Raw genomic sequence first — 17,430 nt, forward strand, 5'->3', positions numbered from 1 at the left:
TTGCGGGCAATGGCCGTCGTCAGCACTCTCAAGGCAAAGGAGATCTCCATGACGCATTCCGCCTCCCGCCCTTGGGTTCCCACTGAATCCTACATCCAATCACTTGCAGCTAAAGTTGCTGCACCATCCACGGAAGTGAATGCACACATCGAGAAACTGATCCGCAAGAATCTCGAGATCCACGACAGTCGGTGCTTCAACCTAAACCCGGCGACAAATGTGATGAACCCCCGAGCTGAGGCCGCCTTGGCCCGTGGGTTGGGGAGCCGTCCAAGCCTTGGCTACCCCGGAGACAAATATGAAATGGGCCTTGAAGCCATCGAAGAAATCGAGGTGATCGCCGCAGAATTGGCTTGCGAGATTTTCGGCGCAAAATACGCCGAAATTCGTGTGGGTTCGGGGGCACTTGCAAATCTTTATGGCTTCATGGCCCTGGCAAAGCCCGGAGACGCCATCATCACCCCTCCAGCATCTGTCGGTGGGCACGTCACGCATCATTCATCAGGCTGTGCTGGCCTTTACGGATTGAATACCTATCCTGCACCGGTCAATCGTGACGGATACACAATTGACCTCTCTGGCCTTCGCACGCTTGCCCAAGACGTTCGCCCAAAAATCATCACCATAGGCGGATCTCTGAACCTCTATCCGCATCCCGTTGCCGACATCCGCGCGATTGCCGACGAGGTCGGCGCAAAAGTCCTGTTTGATGCAGCACATCAATGCGGCATCATTGCGGGCGGTGCATGGGCGAACCCACTGGACCAAGGCGCCCATTTAATGACGATGAGCACCTACAAATCGCTGGGCGGCCCTGCTGGCGGACTGATTGTGACAAATGATGCGGATATTGCCCGTTCGCTTGATCAGATCGCTTTTCCGGGCATGACCGCAAATTTCGACGCCGCGAAATCGGCAGCCTTGGCCATAACTCTTCTCGATTGGCGGGACCATGGTAAAGACTATGCCCGTGCGATGATCTCCTTGTCTCAAACACTTGCCGATGAACTTGCAAAGCTGGGATTGCCAGTCTTTGAAGGTGACCAAGGCCCGACCCATTCCCATCAGTTCGCGCTAAAGGCCGCAGCCTTTGGTGGAGGTCAAGCTGCCTCCAAGACACTGCGCAAAGCTGGGTTCCTCGCTTGTGGCATAGGCCTTCCAATTGATGACATTCCGGGCGACCTGAACGGTCTGCGGATCGGCACTCCGGAACTTGTGAGACGTGGTGTAACTTCAGCGGATGCGCCAGCTATCGCCGCACTCATCGCAGAAGGATTGCGTTCGAACGCGCCAGAGTCGGTTGCAGGCAAAACGAAAGAGCTTCGTCAGAAATTCACCGGACTTCATTATGTAAACCCGTGACTTGACCCCACTGCCTTCATGGGCTTCGTTACTATAAAACGAAGCAGGGAAATCCATGAAAAAACGTTCACTCGGGGCAAATGGCCCGTTGGTCTCTGCGATTGGTCTTGGTTGTCTCTCGTTCGGCGGATTATTCGGAGAAACGCGGCTGGAGGACAGCTTGGCCTGTCTGGATGAAGCATGGGATTGTGGGATCGACTTTCTGGATGTCGCCAATATCTATGGAAACGGCCGATCTGAAGAAGCCATCGGTGCATGGCTTCGCACGCGGCCCCACCGTCCCCATATAGCGACGAAAGCAAGTATTATTTCCGGACCTAAGCGCGGCGTAGACAATTCCCGTGAGCATCTTCGTCAGGAACTCGAAGGATCATTACGGCGCATGGGTGTTGAGCGGGTAGATTTGTTCTACATGCATCGTCGGGAGTTTTCTCGGCCGATCGAGGACGTCGCGGAAACAATGGCTGAGTTGATCCGTGAGGGCAAAATCGGCGGATATGGCTTGTCAGAGATCGCTCCGCACACTCTTCGGCGCGCCCATGCCGTTCATCCGGTGTCGGCGGTTCAGAACGAATACAGCCTTTGGACCCGCACGCCAGAGCTTGGCCTTATTCAAACCTGCGCGGAACTGGGTGTAGCTTTTGTTCCCTTCTCGCCTTTGGCGCGCGGGGCCTTCGGCGACCCGATGCTCGACCCTGACCTGCATGATCTTGGGCCATTTCGCAGCCAGATTCCGCGCTTTGCGCCTGAAAACTGGCCAGCGAACCGCGAACGTATTGTTGCCTACCGCTCTTTGGCTCTTGAAATGGGGCATCATCCAGCGGCCCTTGCCATCGCTTGGTGCCTGCACAAAGGTGATCACCTAATCCCGATCCCGGGCACACGCACTGCAGATCACCTCAGGGCTTGGGCCGGCGCAAGTGAGATAAGGCTTTCACCATCGGATTTGGCCGCCATCGAAAAGGTGCTTCCGGTCGGTTGGGCACATGGAGACCGCTACAGCGACGACATGGCGGCCTCCGTCGAGCGTTATTGTTAGACCAAAGACTGTTCGACCAAACCTTCGAGTCTGCCAGCCCCCTAGTCTTTATCGGCCATGCGTTCGATCATAGCCGTTATTGGCAGGAGGCGTCCAACCCTCCGGCATAGCTTGGGGCTGATAGACTTGAACGAGCAAAGGGTGGCAACTGGCACTGTCCGAAGAGTGTTCTGCGGAACAGTCCCCTCCTGGGCAGGCAGACAAAGCGCCCAAGAGGTCAATCTCGGCAAAAAACTCCAGATAGTCGCCTGGACGAACCGGGCTGGCCTTCATGAAATATTGCCCGGTATCACGGGTAAACCCCGTGCACATGAAGACATTCAAAACATCATGCACGTGCAATTCAGCGTCATGGAGAGGCAGCCCCGTGTGATCAGCCAAGGCGCGGGTCAGGTTCGAATGGCAGCAATGATGGTACTGCCCGCCATGGCTCAGCAGATTGTGCGTGTAGGGGTCGCACCGTGTGCCGATGACATCGTGCACCGAGCCGCCAAAATCGTCGAAACCATACCAATCCAGTGTATCTTCTGTGATGGTCGCGATAGGTCGCAAATGTGGAATGTTTGACCACATTTGATCTCCGGTACTCAGATGCGTTCCATGCAGGGCCCGCGTCTTTCCGGAAAAAAACCGCTCGCCCAGATCGGCCGCATTCCACAGGTTCAAGTCTCCAACCTGCGGACCTTCCACACTCGAAATACGGAAAAAACATCCTGCAGGTACTTCAAAGCATTTCGCATCACGCGCCGGAACCAGCACTTCGCTGACTAAAGCCCACCCTTCCCGAGCCTTGAGGTACGGGGCAAGATCGGGAGATGGCAGCGAGTCCACAGGGTAACAAATTACCGGAACGATTGCCTTACGCCGGACGGCATCAATCGGGGCGGAATGGGTGGGTTTTTTGAGTTTCATAGGTCACCTCTTGCGCCCACCATTCCCAAGTCATGAAGCTTGGTCAATCCTTCCGAAGGCAGTCCCTTGGTTCCTTTGCACCCGGAGAGATTGCGCCACAGGCTGCGCAGCGCCACTGACCAGCGGATCTTTCCAAGCGCCATGAGCAGAGGCGAGTCAGCGTTGATGTGCGCCCCTGCCAGTACATGTAGGCAAAGACGCACACCAAAATCAGAATGACCAAGAGCGGCATATCAGCCCCCTACGCGCTCTCTTCCATGCGGCGCAGAATAGTCCAGTTCTGGCCCAACTGGTACGATGCGATGCGGGTTGATCGTCGCATGACTGTAATAGTAATGCCGCGTGAAATGGTCGACATGGACGGTCTCCGCCACACCTTTCCACTGGTACAGTTCGCGCGTATAGGCCCACAAGTTTGGATAATCCGTAATACGACGGCGATTGCACTTAAAATGCCCATGATAGACGGGATCGAAACGGATCAGCGTCGTAAACAAACGCCAGTCAGCCTCTGTCACGCGGTCCCCAATCAAATAGCGTTTTTCCGCAAGTCGCTTTTCCAGCCAGTCGAGACTATCGAAAAGGGCTGCCACAGCGCGGTCGTACGCAGCCTGACTCGTCGCAAATCCAGCGCGGTAAACGCCATTGTTCACGGTCTTGTAGACACGCGCATTGACGGCTTCGATCTCGTCGCGCAAGTTGTGCGGCCAGTAGTCATCTGAGTTCCCGGTGATCTCATCAAAGGCCGAGTTGAACATGCGGATAATTTCACTCGACTCGTTCGAGACGATCTTGCCCGTAGCCTTGTCCCATAGAACCGGCACTGTCACCCGACCTGAGACATTCGAAACGGCCCGCGTGTAGATATCGCGCATAAAAGGCAAGCCGAACTGAAGGTCACCCGTCGCCCCCGGAAAATCGGTGGCAAAGGTCCATCCTTCCGACAGCATATCCGGATGCACGACCGAGATATCAATGTGGATTTCCAATCCCTTCAAAGCACGAAAGATCAGCGTTCGGTGCGCCCAAGGGCAAGCGAAAGAAACATAGAGGTGATAGCGTCCACTTTCAGCTTTAAACCCACTTTCGCCGGACGGACCAGCGGCGCCGTCCACCGTCACCCAGTTGCGGAAAGCCGCATCCGTACGCACGAATTCGCCGCCCGTTGCTTCGGTGTCATACCATTCGTCGCGCCATTCGCCTTTGACCAAAAGTCCCATGCTTTTTCCTTTCGCTGCATCAAAGGTAACAGCAAAACGCCCCGAGACCAGAGGTCTCGGGGCGCGCAAAGGTCGTGCGGTAGCGCACAGTGTGTATCAGACGACGCGATTGACCATCATGCGCTTGATCTCTGCAATTGCCTTTGCCGGGTTCAGGCCCTTGGGGCAGGTCTTGGCGCAGTTCATGATTGTGTGGCAGCGGTACAGCTTGAACGGATCTTCCAGCGCGTCCAAGCGTTCACCCGTCGCCTCGTCACGGCTGTCAATGATCCAACGATAGGCGTGCAGCAGGGCTGCAGGGCCAAGATACTTATCGCCGTTCCACCAGTAGCTTGGGCAGGAAGTCGAGCAACTTGCGCACATCACGCATTCGTACAGCCCGTCAAGTTTCTTGCGATCCTCGATCGATTGCTTCCATTCCTTGGCGGGACGGTTGGTCTTGGTTTCAAGCCAAGGCATAATGCTGGCGTGCTGAGCATAGAAATGGGTCAAGTCGGGGATCAGATCCTTGATCACCGGCATATGCGGCAGCGGGTAGATCTTCACATCGCCCTTGATCTCATCCAAGCCAAAGATACAGGCAAGCGTGTTGCGGCCGTCAATGTTCATGGCGCAGGAACCGCAGATGCCTTCACGGCAAGACCGGCGGAAGGTCAAAGTCGGGTCAATCTCGTTCTTGATCTTGATCAGAGCATCCAGAACCATCGGACCGCAGTTGTCCATGTCGATAAAATAGGTGTCGACCTGCGGGTTTTTGCCGTCGTCGGGATTCCAGCGGTAGATCTGGAACTTGCGCACGTTCTTCGCACCTTCTGGCTTGGGCCAGGTCTTACCGGTGCGAACCGTCGAATTCTTGGGAAGCGTGAACTGGACCATGTCTTATCCCTTCCATTCCGGGAACGAGTAGAGCGGGCGGGTCGGAGCCTGCCCTGATTTCTGTTGGACGCAGAAGTCGTAAACCGCCGAGGGGTCACGACCCATAATATAGTCAGAGGTAACGGTAACCTCGAAATTCCCGCGCGCTTTGCCTGACGAATCCATTCCGACACCAATTGCACCACGGGGTTGCTGAGCAAGCCGCGCACGTTCAAGGCACTGGCGCTCGGCTTGTTCCACGGGGATTGGGCCACAGGCGACAAGGACGAGAGGGGCAAGACGAAGAAACCGTTTCATCATCCCCTCCACGACACGCCTTTGGCGGCGAGGCATGATTGGGTTTCAGGGCGCAACGCAATTGCCCGAATATTGGACTCGGTCAAAGAACCAGCCACGACGGCCACGTCTCTGGCAAGCGCTTTGACTTCGGCAGCCGAAGCGTTTCTAACGATGCAATCCGTGGCCCGTTGTGCCAAAGGTGTAGCCATTTCCTGCTGCATGACCGGCAGCACAACCGTTGATGCCGCACGACGACCAACTGTGTCGGCCATGCCTTGCGGATCGCAAGCTGCCAGTGTCAAAAGGGCAATCGGAAGATACGTACGCATATCTTCTCTCCTCTGCGGGGTTTTCCGCAGAGAATGCCGCTTGGACCCGCGCCGAACAGCCCCCGCACGCACCTGTGAAGGTGCGACGGCGGAATCCAGCGCATGAACCAAGGTCTGTTGCATCAGAACTTACGCTCAGCAGGTGCGATCTTCTTCAGGCTGATGCCACCTTCCGTCTCTTTGGTCAGCGGATCGACATGCACTGCGCGGTAGTCAAGCGTGACCTTGTCGCCATCGACCCAAGAAAGGGTATGCTTGCGCCAATTGGCATCATCGCGCTGAGCGTAATCCTCATGGGCATGAGCCCCGCGGCTTTCTTTACGCGCGTTTGCACCGTAGATTGTAGCCAAGGCGTTCGGCATCAGGTTCGTCAGTTCCAGCGTCTCCATCAGGTCGCTGTTCCAAACAAGGCTGCGGTCTGTGACCTTAAGATCGCCCATTTTGCCAGCGATGACAGTCATTTTCTTTTCGCCTTCAGCAAGCGTCTTTTCAGTGCGGAACACCGCGGCATCAGCCTGCATGGTTTTCTGCATTTCCAGACGCAGATCAGCGGTCGAAATGGTTCCATTCGCATGACGAAGACCGTCGAAGCGAGACAATGCCTTGTCGACTTCAACCTTGTTGAGGCTAGGGACAGCCTCGTCTTTCTTCACGACCTGACCAGCACGAATGGCTGCGGCCCGACCAAACACGACGAGGTCGATCAGCGAATTCGAACCCAGTCGATTTGCACCGTGAACAGATGCACAGCCCGCCTCGCCCACAGCCATCAGCCCCGGGAAGACAGCATCGGGGTTTTCGGCCGTTGGGTTCAGAACTTCACCCCAATAGTTGGTCGGAATGCCGCCCATATTATAGTGAACGGTTGGCAAAACCGGGATCGGATCTTTGTGCAGATCCACACCCGCGAAGATGCGTGCAGATTCCGTGATCCCCGGCAGACGGGCTTCAAGCGTTTCGCGCGGCAGGTGGTTAAGGTGCAGGTGGATGTGATCCCCCTGAGCGCCGACGCCACGGCCTTCGCGGATTTCCATTGTCATGCAGCGACTGACGTAATCACGCGGAGCAAGGTCTTTGTAATGGGGCGCATAACGCTCCATGAACCGTTCGCCATTCGAGTTCGTGAGATAGCCACCTTCGCCGCGCGCACCTTCAGTGATAAGGCATCCTGAACCGTAGATTCCCGTCGGGTGGAATTGCACGAATTCCATGTCTTGTAGAGGAAGGCCCGCACGGGCCACCATACCGCCGCCATCGCCGGTGCAGGTGTGTGCCGAGGTGGCACTGAAATAGGCGCGACCATAGCCACCTGTTGCCAAAACGGTCATCTTTGCGTTGAAGACGTGGATCGTGCCGTCGTCCAGTTTCCAGGCAACGACCCCGGTGCAGGCGCCATCGGTGATGATCAGGTCAATCGCGAAGTATTCAATGAAGAACTCCGCATTGTTCTTCAGCGACTGGCCATAGAGAGTGTGAAGGATGGCGTGTCCGGTACGGTCGGCCGCGGCGCAGGTGCGCTGCACCGGAGGGCCCTCACCGAATTCTGTCGTGTGCCCCCCAAATGGACGCTGGTAGATCTTGCCTTCTTCCGTGCGGCTGAAAGGCACGCCGTAATGCTCAAGTTCATAGACGGCTTTGGGTGCTTCACGAGCTAAGTATTCCATCGCGTCCGTGTCGCCAAGCCAGTCAGACCCCTTAACGGTGTCGTACATATGCCACTGCCAGCTGTCCGGCCCCATGTTGCCCAGTGAGGCTGCGATCCCGCCCTGTGCAGCAACAGTATGTGAGCGCGTTGGAAAAACTTTGGTCACGCAGGCAGTACGCAAGCCCTGCTCGGCCATGCCCAATGTTGCGCGAAGGCCAGCGCCACCAGCACCAACAACGACCACATCATAGTCGTGAACTTCATATGGATAGGCGTTCATCTTGAAATCCTTTTTCGCGCTGGATCACAGGGCCATGCGAGCGAGGGCAAAAAGCCCGGTCGCGCCGATGATCCAACCAAGTGAGGTAACACCAACGATTGCGGCTTTCTTAGCCGAGCCACGCAGATAGTCCTCGATCATGATGGTTGCGCCGCCGATAAAGTGGCGCATGCCGACCACCAAAAGAAGGGCGGTCAGGATGGCGGGGAATGGATGGCCAAATGTGGCAACCACCTGCTCTTGAGATTGGCCGAGCGCTTTGCCAAAAATGTAAAGCCAAACCGGAATAAGGAAGGCCAAAGCAACGGCGGAGACGGTCATAGACCAGTGATGCTCGGTCCCGGTACCGGATGCCCCTTTGCCCTCTGCACGCTTGCGATCAGTCAAATAACGCATGGTGCCCTCACTGAACCAGAATGATTGTGATCACGGTCAGGACGACCGAACCGATGATGCAAGCCATGCCAAGCTTTTCAGCTGTCGGAATGTCCAAGCCCTTCCCTGCATCATAGTAAAGATGCCGCAAGCCAGCGAGATAGTGATACCACACAGCCCAAAGAGACCCGGTGAAGACTAGATCCCCAAACCAGCTTGTCGCCATAGCATTTGCCGTGGCGAAATATTCTGGAGACGTTGCTGCCGCCAACAACCACCAAACAGCCAGCAGTGTGCCGACGATCAACCCATTGCCCGTGATGCGCGTCAGGATCGACGTCAGCATCGGCACATGCCAACGATAAATCTGCAAGTGTGGGGACAGGGGGCGTTCAACCCTCTTAACTTCTGCCATATCGCTTCCCTTCGTCGCTGGCGTGTGTTCGCCCGCAGCATTGGGGCGAGAGCGCGCTTCGATCATTGTCTTCTGAATAACGTTTTTTTGGAACCTGTCACGCATGCCATCGGTAAAGCGGCGCGGTTTTTGCGCTAACAGTCCGGATTTTTCCGATATGTGATCACAATTTTTCGTGGCGTGATCACATAATTGCGCCACCAACGGAGATCACAGGCAATTTGCCAACTGAGGAATACGAACTTGCCCACTGAGTCTCTGATAATCGGCACGGACAGGCACCATCATTTCACGGCCGGTTTCCTTATCACCCACGCATTTTCAGAAGTGTTGCTGCATGTCCGGCCAAAGGCGTATGTCACTCGTGAAATGCAGTCGGGATAAAAAAAGAGCCGCCTCAAAGGCGGCTCTTTTCCTTGTATTGAACCTTTGTCAGTAAGCCAGATCAACCGAAAGGACTGCGACGCCCTTCGTAATGTTGGTGTCATTCCATGACGCAGAAACCGAAAGGTTGTCGTTGATTGAATAGCTCGTTCCGGCTGTCCAATATTCATGTCCCCCATTCGAGATCGACCCGAAAGCGAGGTTGAGGCCCAAAGTATCCGTCGGTGCATAGTCGACCGAGATTTTTGCATTCATCACATCTGCACTCGGATCGTAGGTCATACGGAGGCCGAAGGTAGACTGTTCTGTTGGGCTAGACGACAGATCCATCACGATTTCGCCACAGCAATTGCTATATGGGCCGGTATAGAAATAACGCGCATAGCCCAAATCATAGGAAATTGGGCCAGCTTCGCCGCGGTATCCAAAGGTGAGGTCGACTTCAGCAGATGCGCCCAGACCTGCGCGCGATACGTTTGATGCCCAAAGGCCAACATAGGCACCACCATATCCCACTTCGACCCACGGCTGAATAGCCGAGCCACTCGACTGCTCAATTCCGCTGGCGACATAGCGGCTAGTAAAAGTGGCCCCGTAAGACAGGGTGACTTCGGCAGCAGCAGTGCTGGCGAGAGAGATCAAAGTAAGCGAAGAGAGAACGATCGCGCGCATTTATGGGCCCCATGCAAGTTTTGATCATATTGCACTGACCTAGGGCACAATCCTATCCAAACGTGCAGAATAATCACAAATCAAGCCGCCTCGTTGCTTTTGCAGCACAGTGATCTTTCGTCACATCGGCATCAGGGCCCAGTAGTCCAGATCAAGCAAAACCTCTGGCAGGTATTTGCCGTCATCCGCTTTCAGAGCGCCAACTGCGCCGCGTGTGGCGACGAGCCGGAGCCGAATAGCCCCAACACCGGGGCGCGAGGTTTCAGCCTTTTCCAAAACCTCAGACCACGCCCTTACCGTATCACCGGCAAAGCACGGGTTTGCGTGGGCACCAGCGTTCAGCGCAACCATCATTTGCGCGTTTGCCAGACCGTTGAACGAGAGCGACCGCGCCAGGCTGATGATATGTCCCCCATAGATCAAGCGTTTACCATCTTCGCGAACGGTAGCGTCGAAATGGACCTTGGCCGTATTCTGCCAAAGGCGGGTGGCCAGCATGTGTTCGGCCTCTTCAACAGTCACTCCGTCGACATGATCTATGATTTCGCCCACTTCATAGTCAGCCCATCGGTGCGGCTCACCAGCAAGTGCAAAGTCGTATTGGCTGAAGTTCAACCGCTTGGGGATAACCAACGCCTCTGGAACGACCGCGGGGGCAAGTTGCGGTACAACGGCAGAGGGTGTGGGTGCAGCGAGATTCCCTTTACGCACCATCACCCAACGCACATATTCAAGAACAGGTTCTTCGTCTTGATTAAATCCTTTGGTCCGCACATAGACGACGCCGGATTTTCCGTTCGAGTTTTCTTTCAAACCAATCACCGTGCTTTCGGCACGTAAGGTATCGCCTGCGGCCACGGGTTGCAGCCAACGCCCCTCAGCATAGCCCAAATTGGCAACGGCATTCAGGCTGATGTCCGGCACGGTTTTGCCGAATACTGTGTGGAAGGCAATCAGGTCGTCCATTGGCGCTTCGGCAAAGCCGCAGGAACGTGCGAATTTATCAGAAGAGTACAGGACGTGACGCGCGGGATAGAGCGCGTGATAGAGCGCTCGCTCCCCCCCCGAAAGGGTTCGAGGCACGGCATGCACGATGGTCTCGCCCAAGCGATAATCTTCGAAAAAGAGGCCCGGGTTCGTTTTCATTGTGCTCTCTCCTCTGAAGCCGCGCTCACGGCCCGTTATTGTTCGCCCAGTTTGGTTTCCGGCGTGTATGTGCCAGGGACTTCCTTCGTGACGGCCTGACCACAACGCATGACACCCCGCGCCGCATCGAATGCGTAAGTTGGATCCCCATGAAGCGCCCAGCCCTTGTTCAATGCCGCAGTAACTTTGTGACAAAAGGCCGAAGTGTCGTCATCCGAGAGAAATCTATAAAGTTTCATGGCCTTATCCCCACGGCTGCACGCCAAGCCAGTTGTGTACGACCATCGCAAGACCAGTCACAACAATGGTCCCGACAATGGCCATTATTTCCCTGGACCCGGCCACTGGCGCTGGACGCGTCCATTCTGGCTGCGCCCGGTTGATGAGTATGACAGACACCACGGCCCAAGCCAAAAGACCCCCGAACAAAACGATCGAAGCAAGATCACCATTCACCAACAAATGAGCGATCGCCCAAGTCTTGACCCCGGTCAGCTGCGGGTGCCGGACTTTTCGCGTAATGGCAGTCTTCATCCCAGACGCCGCGAAGAAATAAAACGCCAAAATCATCAGGGCGTTGTTGAGATGGGTCATGAAAGTCGGCGGATACCAAACGTCAATCACCTCAGCACTGTGATACCCAAGAACCATCAGCGCAACAGATGCGAGAAGGACGATCGAGATTATCCCCCTGCCTTTTTCACCGATACGGGCGCGCAACTCAGGCGCAAAGCGCTTTAAGAGATGTGCGCCCCACCAAAGGACCAACCCAAGAATTAAGAGCGTCATCACAAGAACCTCCGGCTGTTTGCCGGCACCATGACCTTATTCAGCCATTGCTGCAATTGCTTCCGCTTTGGCGAGAATTGCCTTTGCTGTCACGACATGCAAGTTCTCGACGATCTTGCCATCGACCACGGCGACTGCCTGACCTTGCGCAATTGCTTCGTCGAATGCAGCAATCTGGCGTCGCGCAAGATCAACCTCTGCTTCGTTCGGCGCAAAGGCGTTATTCGCGATTTCCAGTTGCAATGGATGGATAAGGGTCTTGCCATCAAAACCCATATCGCGGCCCTGTTCGCATTCTGCGCGAAGGCCATCTTCATCTTTGAAGGCGTTAAAAACCCCATCTACTATGACACGGCCAAAGGCCCGTGCAGCCAAGAGGCACAACCCAAGACCGGACTGAAGCGCCAATCGGTCAGTCCGGAACCGACTTCCCAGTTCTTTAGCAAGGTCATTCGTACCCATGACCATGCCTTCCAGTTGTGCGTGGCAAGCGATTTCGGCCGCATTCAACATTCCAAGTGAGGTCTCCATCATCGCCCACAATGGCTTATTGGGGGCAACGGCCGCCACAGCATCCAGGTCCGCTGCGCGGCTGACTTTTGGGATCAGAATGGCATCGACGCCGGGATGATTGGCAAATGCCAAGGCGTCTTCCTTACCCCATTCTGTGTCAAACCCGTTGATCCGCACGATTCTGGTTCGCTTGCCAAAGTCGCCCTCTAGCGCCTTCGACAAGATTTCTCGTGCGTTGCCCTTCTCATCGGGCGCAACAGCATCTTCAAGGTCAAAGATGATTGCATCTGCCCCCAACGTCATGGCCTTTTCCAACGCCCGTTCTTTCGAACCAGGAATGTAAAGAACCGACCGATAGGGGCGCGCCGCCAGTGTCATGATTCGACCTCTTCGCAATATTATTGCGCCAAGAGGAACCATTGCGCCACAAAGGGCAAGCGTAAATTTGCCGCAATGCAGCATATCCTCGGGCCGCCTCGTTAACTGATTTTACCCAATTGCGAGCGCAGGCTTACCAGGAACGACGACGAGAGTCCGCTGAACGCATCCAATTACGGGGAGGTTTTTGCGCAGGGGCTTGGCCCGGAAAGGAAGCATTTTGAAAAGAGTTTACCTTGCACTCTCTGTGGCCATTTCGATGGCGCCCCCCTACAGCCGTCTCCGCATCCGCACAATGCGGAAAGCGTGAGGCAGTTCTCTCAACGCTCGCGACGAAATTCGGAGAAACCCGACGTGGCGTCGGATTGGCAGCCAATCATGGAGTCATCGAAGTTTTCGCCTCCGTCGAAACTGGAAGCTGGACGATCACGATCACCATGGCAGATGGCATGACTTGCCTTGTTGCATCGGGCGAAAACTACGAAGACGTCACTGAAAAGTTGCCCAAAAAAGGCGACCCCGCCTAACCCAACAGACCATCCCAGATCAGTTTCAATGAAACGGCAAGTAGCGCCCAAGTCACGACCCGAAAGAAGATTTTCTCAGGCAGCCATTTTACCAGTTTGACACCAAGAAAAACGGCAATTGCAGCAGGCGGCATGAGGAAAACCGCGATCTTCAAATTCCCCGGATTAAGCTGATTCAGGAAATAATACGGGACCAGCTTCACCGCATTGATGATCGCAAAAGCGATGGTCGATGTTCCCGCAAACACCATCTTCGACATACGCAAAGGTAAAGTATAGACTTGGTAGGGTGGCCCGCCAGTATGGCTTACAAAGCTGGTGAAGCCCGCAATGCTGCCCCAAAAAAGACCCGGTGCAACAGCTGCAAGACGCGGCGGGCCATCTACCGGTTTCTTTATCAAAGCGTTCACCGCAAAGACAGAACCGATGAGTCCCACGAGGACGGTTACCGCCCATTCCGGCACCAAATGAGCTGTTGCCCAGCCAACTGCCACCCCGAAAATCATGCCCGGCACGATGATCATCAGCACTCGCCGATCAAAGGCGTGTCGATATGCATAGAGTCCGAACATGTCTGACAGAACATAAACAGGCAAAAGCAATCCAGCAGCAGCGATCGGAGAAATTGCGAGAGACAACACGGGCACACCCAGCATTCCAACGACCGGCAACCCGCCTTTTCCCATGCCAACGAAAATACTGGCAATCACAGCCAGACCCCAGAACCAGATGCCTTCCACGACGCCCTCCTACCCATTCCATCTCGGGTTAGCGCAAACAACGCGGCTCTGCTAGCTCATGCTGAATTTGCCGCACACAATTGTATACAATGAGGCGAACGGAGTGCTTGCCAGATGCTTTCTAAGGGGCTACCCCTGCCTCCGATTCATCACCAGAACGGGAGACCGGACTCATGGCACGACCCAAGATTGCCCTTATCGGTGCAGGCCAGATCGGCGGCACGCTCGCCCACCTCGCCGCAACCAAGGAACTCGGCGACATCGTCGTCTTCGACATCGCTGAAGGCACCCCTCAGGGCAAGGCGCTGGACTTGGCTCAGTGCGGCCCGGTCGAAGGCTTTGACGCCGTTCTCAAAGGAACCAATTCCTACGAGGACATTGCTGGTGCCGATGTCTGCATCGTGACCGCTGGCGTTCCGCGCAAGCCGGGCATGAGCCGCGACGACCTGCTGGGCATCAACCTCAAAGTCATGAAGTCAGTCGGCGAAGGTATCAAAGCGCACGCTCCGAACGCGTTCGTGATCTGCATCACCAACCCCCTGGACGCAATGGTCTGGGCTCTGCAACAATTCTCGGGCCTGCCGGCTGAGAAAGTCGTTGGCATGGCAGGCGTTCTGGACGCTGCACGCTTCCGCCACTTCCTGTCCGTCGAATTCAACGTCTCGATGCGCGACGTCACTGCTTTTGTTCTGGGTGGCCACGGCGACACCATGGTCCCGCTGACCCGTTACTCGACTGTCGCTGGCATTCCTCTGCCGGATCTGGTTGAAATGGGCTGGACCACCCAAGAGAAACTGGACGGCATCGTCCAGCGCACCCGCGATGGCGGTGCCGAGATCGTTGGCCTGCTGAAAACCGGTTCGGCATATTATGCTCCGGCAACCTCGGCCATCGAAATGGCAGAAGCCTATCTGAAAGACCAAAAGCGCTTGCTGCCCTGTGCGGCCTATGTGACAGGCGCCTATGGCCTTGACGGCATGTATGTCGGCGTTCCGACGATCATCGGGGCTGGCGGTATCGAAAAGGTTGTCGACATCAAGCTGAACGATGCAGAGCAGGCGATGATGAACAAGTCGATCGACGCCGTCAAAGGCCTCGTCGAAGCCTGCAAGGGCATTGATCCCTCGCTGGCCTGATCCTTTTTCGTTTTGAAAAGAAGGGGCGCGTATCGAAAGATGCGCGCCCTTTTTTTTGCATTTGATGCCTTAGAACGGAAAAGCCCGCCGGGATATCCGACGGGCCAACTCTCAAAGGCCTACAGGCAATCAGGCGTCGAGCTTTTCAACTGCCTTGGCCTGAATATCACCAGAACGACCAATTTCGATACGGCGGGGTTTCAGGGCTTCGGGCGTTTCGCGAACCAGATCGACATGCAACATGCCGTGTTCGTGTGTCGCACCCGTCACGCGAACATGGTCAGCTAGGGCGAAGCGGCGTTCAAAAGCCCGTGTGGCGATTCCGCGATGAAGGTAGGTCTTTTCCCCCTCTTCCGGCGCCTTGCGAGCAGCTACGAATAGCGCGCCATCTTTCACCTCGACCGAAAGTTCATCGGGCGTGAAACCAGCGACGGCAATCGAGATGCGGTAAGCATCATCAGCCGTTTTTTCGATGTTGTAAGGAGGATAGGTCGGTTGCGCCACATCTGCGCTCAGCGCGCGATCCATAAGATCTGCGATACGGTCAAAACCGACAGTCGCACGATAAAGCGGGGCAAGGTCGAAACTACGCATGGGTCATCCTTTCGAAAAGCGATGCTATGGTGTGGCCCCCCGGATGCCGGGCTGGCCGTTTTTCCGGACCCTATTGGCATCCGGATACACAACAGTTGGGAAGCCTTACTGCGCTATTCAAGGGGGAAGGTCAGCTTCCGGGAGCCTTGATGAAACGGGCACCAGATGCGCCTCCGCCGGAGCCGACCGTAATCCGGCGAACCGAAGCGGTTGGTTGTCCAGACGCCCCTTGCACACCTCGACCGGCGCGCAGCTGCGCTTTCAAATCCAATATGAGCGAAGGCAATTCCATCCCCAGAGCCACGTTCTTTGTGCCATCCGTTCCACCGGACGAAATGATCGAAACGATCTGGGCTCTCCCACGCGACCGATCAAACACCGGCGCGCCGGACGATCCAAAGGTCACATCGCAATCAATGGCGATAAGTCCGGACCTCCGTCCCAACACCGAACAAGCGCGTTGCCAGGAAAGCGCCTCGGAACGTCCGCGCGCGTAGGACACTACACTAACCTCGTCGCCATCTCCCGGTGACGATACGGCAAAAGGCGGCACAAGCGACGTGGAGATCGGTGACAACAATTGCAGCAGGGCAACATCATGCATCACTTGGTCCATGGAAGAGCGCCCATTTGCGGACGGGGAATAGTCAGCATGAGCCACAACAAGCTGCACCGGGCTTTCGGCGACGGAAATTCCATCTGCAAATCCCGCACGAAAGATGATCTTTTCCGGCGCCACCGACTGCCCGGCCCTGTCATAGAGGCAATGTGCGGCCGTCAGGACAAGGTCTGCCGCGATGAGCGTGCCCGTGCAAAAACCATTCGCCCCAAGATCCACGCGGCCAACGGCCTTCCAGCTTGTGATCTGATCGGCGCGCGTCAGTCGTTCAAGACCCGAGTTCTGGGCCTGCGCAGCACCGCCAAGGAGAAGTGACAAGAGAAGAAGGATATTTAAAATTTTCAACGCCTTGCTCCCAAGTCTGGCCTAAGGCTTGATGAATTTTCCACCAGAGCCACCGGACAGGACACGCACATTCTTCGGAGAAAGCTTGGACCCACCCTCGGCCATTTTTTTCAAGAGTAGATCAAGTGGGCCGGTCAGCGGCATCCCCAAGGCAACTTTCCGACCCGCAAGTTCGGCTTTGGCGGAGACAACAGACACAATTTGCAGTCGACCATCTCTCATCGAGAATACGGGGGCACCAGAAGAACCGAAATCGACATCGCAGGAAAAGATCACAATGCCATTGCGGTTTTCCAGAACGTGACAAAGCTGCTGAAGTGATGGCACCTCGGAACGATCCTGCGCGTAGGAAACCACCTCAACTTGATCCCCTTGTTTGGGTTGGTCGTTGGTCTCGAAGGGAAGGATCGACGGCAACCTAATTGGCTGATCCAGCCTCAGAACCGCGATATCATACGGCACACGGTCGATGTTTTCATGTCCACCGTACACATACTCTGGATGAGCGACGGCTTTGGTTACACTGCGATAGGCTGCAGCACGGCCATTTCGCCAACCAGCCAAGAATTCAATCGTTGTCGGATCAATACTCGCGCCGGTTTCCTTGTCAAAAAGGCAATGCGCGGCTGTCAGAACCAAATCATCTGCAATCAGTGAACCCGTGCAAAAGCCGCGATCACCGAGATTCAATCGGCCAACTGCCTCCCAACCACGGCTGTCATTACCTGTCTGAAGGGATTTTAGACCGGCATCCTGTGCGAAAGCCGGAAAAACCAGCCCAAACAAAACACCAATCGCCGCGACAAGCCGCATGAAACCTCCCCTTCACTTCCAGACCGACATGGCAAAGGAGTT

21 protein-coding genes are annotated in these 17,430 nt (G+C 55.7%); 4 read left to right on the forward strand and 17 right to left on the reverse strand.

The features are described from left to right. Positions 1-48: 48 nt before the first annotated feature. A complete protein-coding gene (glyA, locus tag ACSBLW_RS09560; protein ID WP_435259977.1) occupies positions 49-1,362 on the forward strand; it encodes a serine hydroxymethyltransferase in 1,314 nt (437 codons plus the stop codon). Positions 1,363-1,417: 55 nt separating this feature from the next. Next, positions 1,418-2,401, forward strand: a complete 984-nt coding sequence (locus ACSBLW_RS09565) for an aldo/keto reductase (protein WP_435259978.1) — start codon at positions 1,418-1,420, stop codon at positions 2,399-2,401. A 48-nt stretch (positions 2,402-2,449) separates the two neighbouring features. Here ACSBLW_RS09565 and ACSBLW_RS09570 read toward each other — a convergent pair whose 3' ends face one another. From ACSBLW_RS09570 to ACSBLW_RS09630, 13 genes are all read right to left on the reverse strand, one after another. After that, the gene (locus tag ACSBLW_RS09570) at positions 2,450-3,313 is read right to left on the reverse strand and encodes an urea carboxylase-associated family protein (RefSeq protein ID WP_435259979.1); all 864 of its coding nucleotides are present in this window, start codon (positions 3,311-3,313) and stop codon (positions 2,450-2,452) included. A gap of 233 nt (positions 3,314-3,546) precedes the next feature. After that, the gene (locus ACSBLW_RS09575; RefSeq protein ID WP_435259980.1) at positions 3,547-4,533 is read right to left on the reverse strand and encodes a glutathione S-transferase family protein; all 987 of its coding nucleotides are present in this window, start codon (positions 4,531-4,533) and stop codon (positions 3,547-3,549) included. A gap of 96 nt (positions 4,534-4,629) precedes the next feature. Continuing rightward, a complete protein-coding gene (locus ACSBLW_RS09580; protein WP_435259981.1) occupies positions 4,630-5,409 on the reverse strand; it encodes a succinate dehydrogenase iron-sulfur subunit in 780 nt (259 codons plus the stop codon). 3 nt (positions 5,410-5,412) lie between these two features. After that, on the reverse strand, positions 5,413-5,706 hold the full coding sequence (locus tag ACSBLW_RS09585; RefSeq protein ID WP_435259982.1) for a hypothetical protein: 294 nt from the start codon (positions 5,704-5,706) through the stop codon (positions 5,413-5,415). Beyond that, a complete protein-coding gene (locus ACSBLW_RS09590; RefSeq protein WP_435259983.1) occupies positions 5,706-6,017 on the reverse strand; it encodes a hypothetical protein in 312 nt (103 codons plus the stop codon). The genes ACSBLW_RS09585 and ACSBLW_RS09590 overlap by 1 nt, the downstream gene beginning before the upstream one ends. A 122-nt stretch (positions 6,018-6,139) precedes the next feature. Further along, complete coding sequence (sdhA, locus tag ACSBLW_RS09595) at positions 6,140-7,942, reverse strand: succinate dehydrogenase flavoprotein subunit (protein WP_435259984.1); 1,803 nt, start codon at positions 7,940-7,942, stop codon at positions 6,140-6,142. A 24-nt stretch (positions 7,943-7,966) separates the two neighbouring features. Continuing rightward, complete coding sequence (gene sdhD, locus ACSBLW_RS09600; protein WP_435259985.1) at positions 7,967-8,338, reverse strand: succinate dehydrogenase, hydrophobic membrane anchor protein; 372 nt, start codon at positions 8,336-8,338, stop codon at positions 7,967-7,969. A 7-nt stretch (positions 8,339-8,345) separates the two neighbouring features. Then, a complete protein-coding gene (sdhC, locus tag ACSBLW_RS09605) occupies positions 8,346-8,732 on the reverse strand; it encodes a succinate dehydrogenase, cytochrome b556 subunit (RefSeq protein WP_435259986.1) in 387 nt (128 codons plus the stop codon). A gap of 432 nt (positions 8,733-9,164) precedes the next feature. After that, the gene (locus ACSBLW_RS09610) at positions 9,165-9,788 is read right to left on the reverse strand and encodes a TorF family putative porin (protein ID WP_435259987.1); all 624 of its coding nucleotides are present in this window, start codon (positions 9,786-9,788) and stop codon (positions 9,165-9,167) included. 120 nt (positions 9,789-9,908) lie between these two features. Further along, positions 9,909-10,934, reverse strand: coding sequence for a MaoC family dehydratase (locus ACSBLW_RS09615; protein WP_435259988.1), 1,026 nt, complete (start codon positions 10,932-10,934; stop codon positions 9,909-9,911). Between the two features lie 35 nt (positions 10,935-10,969). Next, positions 10,970-11,173 carry a DUF1737 domain-containing protein gene (locus ACSBLW_RS09620; RefSeq protein ID WP_435259989.1) on the reverse strand — a complete coding sequence of 68 codons (204 nt, stop codon included), beginning with the start codon at positions 11,171-11,173 and terminating at the stop codon, positions 10,970-10,972. Between the two features lie 4 nt (positions 11,174-11,177). After that, positions 11,178-11,723 carry an NnrU family protein gene (locus ACSBLW_RS09625; protein WP_435259990.1) on the reverse strand — a complete coding sequence of 182 codons (546 nt, stop codon included), beginning with the start codon at positions 11,721-11,723 and terminating at the stop codon, positions 11,178-11,180. Between the two features lie 36 nt (positions 11,724-11,759). After that, positions 11,760-12,614 carry an HpcH/HpaI aldolase/citrate lyase family protein gene (locus ACSBLW_RS09630; protein WP_435259991.1) on the reverse strand — a complete coding sequence of 285 codons (855 nt, stop codon included), beginning with the start codon at positions 12,612-12,614 and terminating at the stop codon, positions 11,760-11,762. 365 nt (positions 12,615-12,979) lie between these two features. Here ACSBLW_RS09630 and ACSBLW_RS09635 point away from each other — a divergent pair, with 365 nt between their 5' ends. Continuing rightward, positions 12,980-13,141, forward strand: coding sequence for a hypothetical protein (locus tag ACSBLW_RS09635; protein ID WP_435259992.1), 162 nt, complete (start codon positions 12,980-12,982; stop codon positions 13,139-13,141). Here ACSBLW_RS09635 and ACSBLW_RS09640 read toward each other — a convergent pair. Next, positions 13,138-13,881 (reverse strand): sulfite exporter TauE/SafE family protein, encoded by a 744-nt coding sequence (locus ACSBLW_RS09640; RefSeq protein ID WP_435256416.1) that lies wholly within the window; start codon positions 13,879-13,881, stop codon positions 13,138-13,140. The two genes, ACSBLW_RS09635 and ACSBLW_RS09640, sit on opposite strands and share 4 nt — an antisense overlap. Positions 13,882-14,054: 173 nt before the next feature. Between ACSBLW_RS09640 and mdh the strand changes: the two genes are divergently transcribed. After that, positions 14,055-15,017: a malate dehydrogenase gene (gene mdh / locus ACSBLW_RS09645; protein ID WP_435256417.1), complete on the forward strand. Its 963-nt coding sequence runs from the start codon at positions 14,055-14,057 to the stop codon at positions 15,015-15,017. A gap of 129 nt (positions 15,018-15,146) precedes the next feature. Here mdh and ACSBLW_RS09650 read toward each other — a convergent pair whose 3' ends face one another. The 3 genes from ACSBLW_RS09650 to ACSBLW_RS09660 all read right to left on the reverse strand — a co-directional run bounded on the left by ACSBLW_RS09650 (position 15,147) and on the right by ACSBLW_RS09660 (position 17,388). Next, positions 15,147-15,611: an Hsp20 family protein gene (locus ACSBLW_RS09650; protein WP_435256418.1), complete on the reverse strand. Its 465-nt coding sequence runs from the start codon at positions 15,609-15,611 to the stop codon at positions 15,147-15,149. A gap of 130 nt (positions 15,612-15,741) precedes the next feature. Then, positions 15,742-16,548 (reverse strand): trypsin-like serine peptidase, encoded by an 807-nt coding sequence (locus ACSBLW_RS09655; protein WP_435256419.1) that lies wholly within the window; start codon positions 16,546-16,548, stop codon positions 15,742-15,744. Between the two features lie 48 nt (positions 16,549-16,596). Beyond that, complete coding sequence (locus tag ACSBLW_RS09660) at positions 16,597-17,388, reverse strand: trypsin-like serine peptidase (protein ID WP_435256420.1); 792 nt, start codon at positions 17,386-17,388, stop codon at positions 16,597-16,599. Between the last annotated feature and the right edge of the window lie 42 nt (positions 17,389-17,430).

The organism is Thioclava sp. FR2 (genome assembly GCF_051200875.1).
Classification (GTDB): domain Bacteria; phylum Pseudomonadota; class Alphaproteobacteria; order Rhodobacterales; family Rhodobacteraceae; genus Pseudotabrizicola.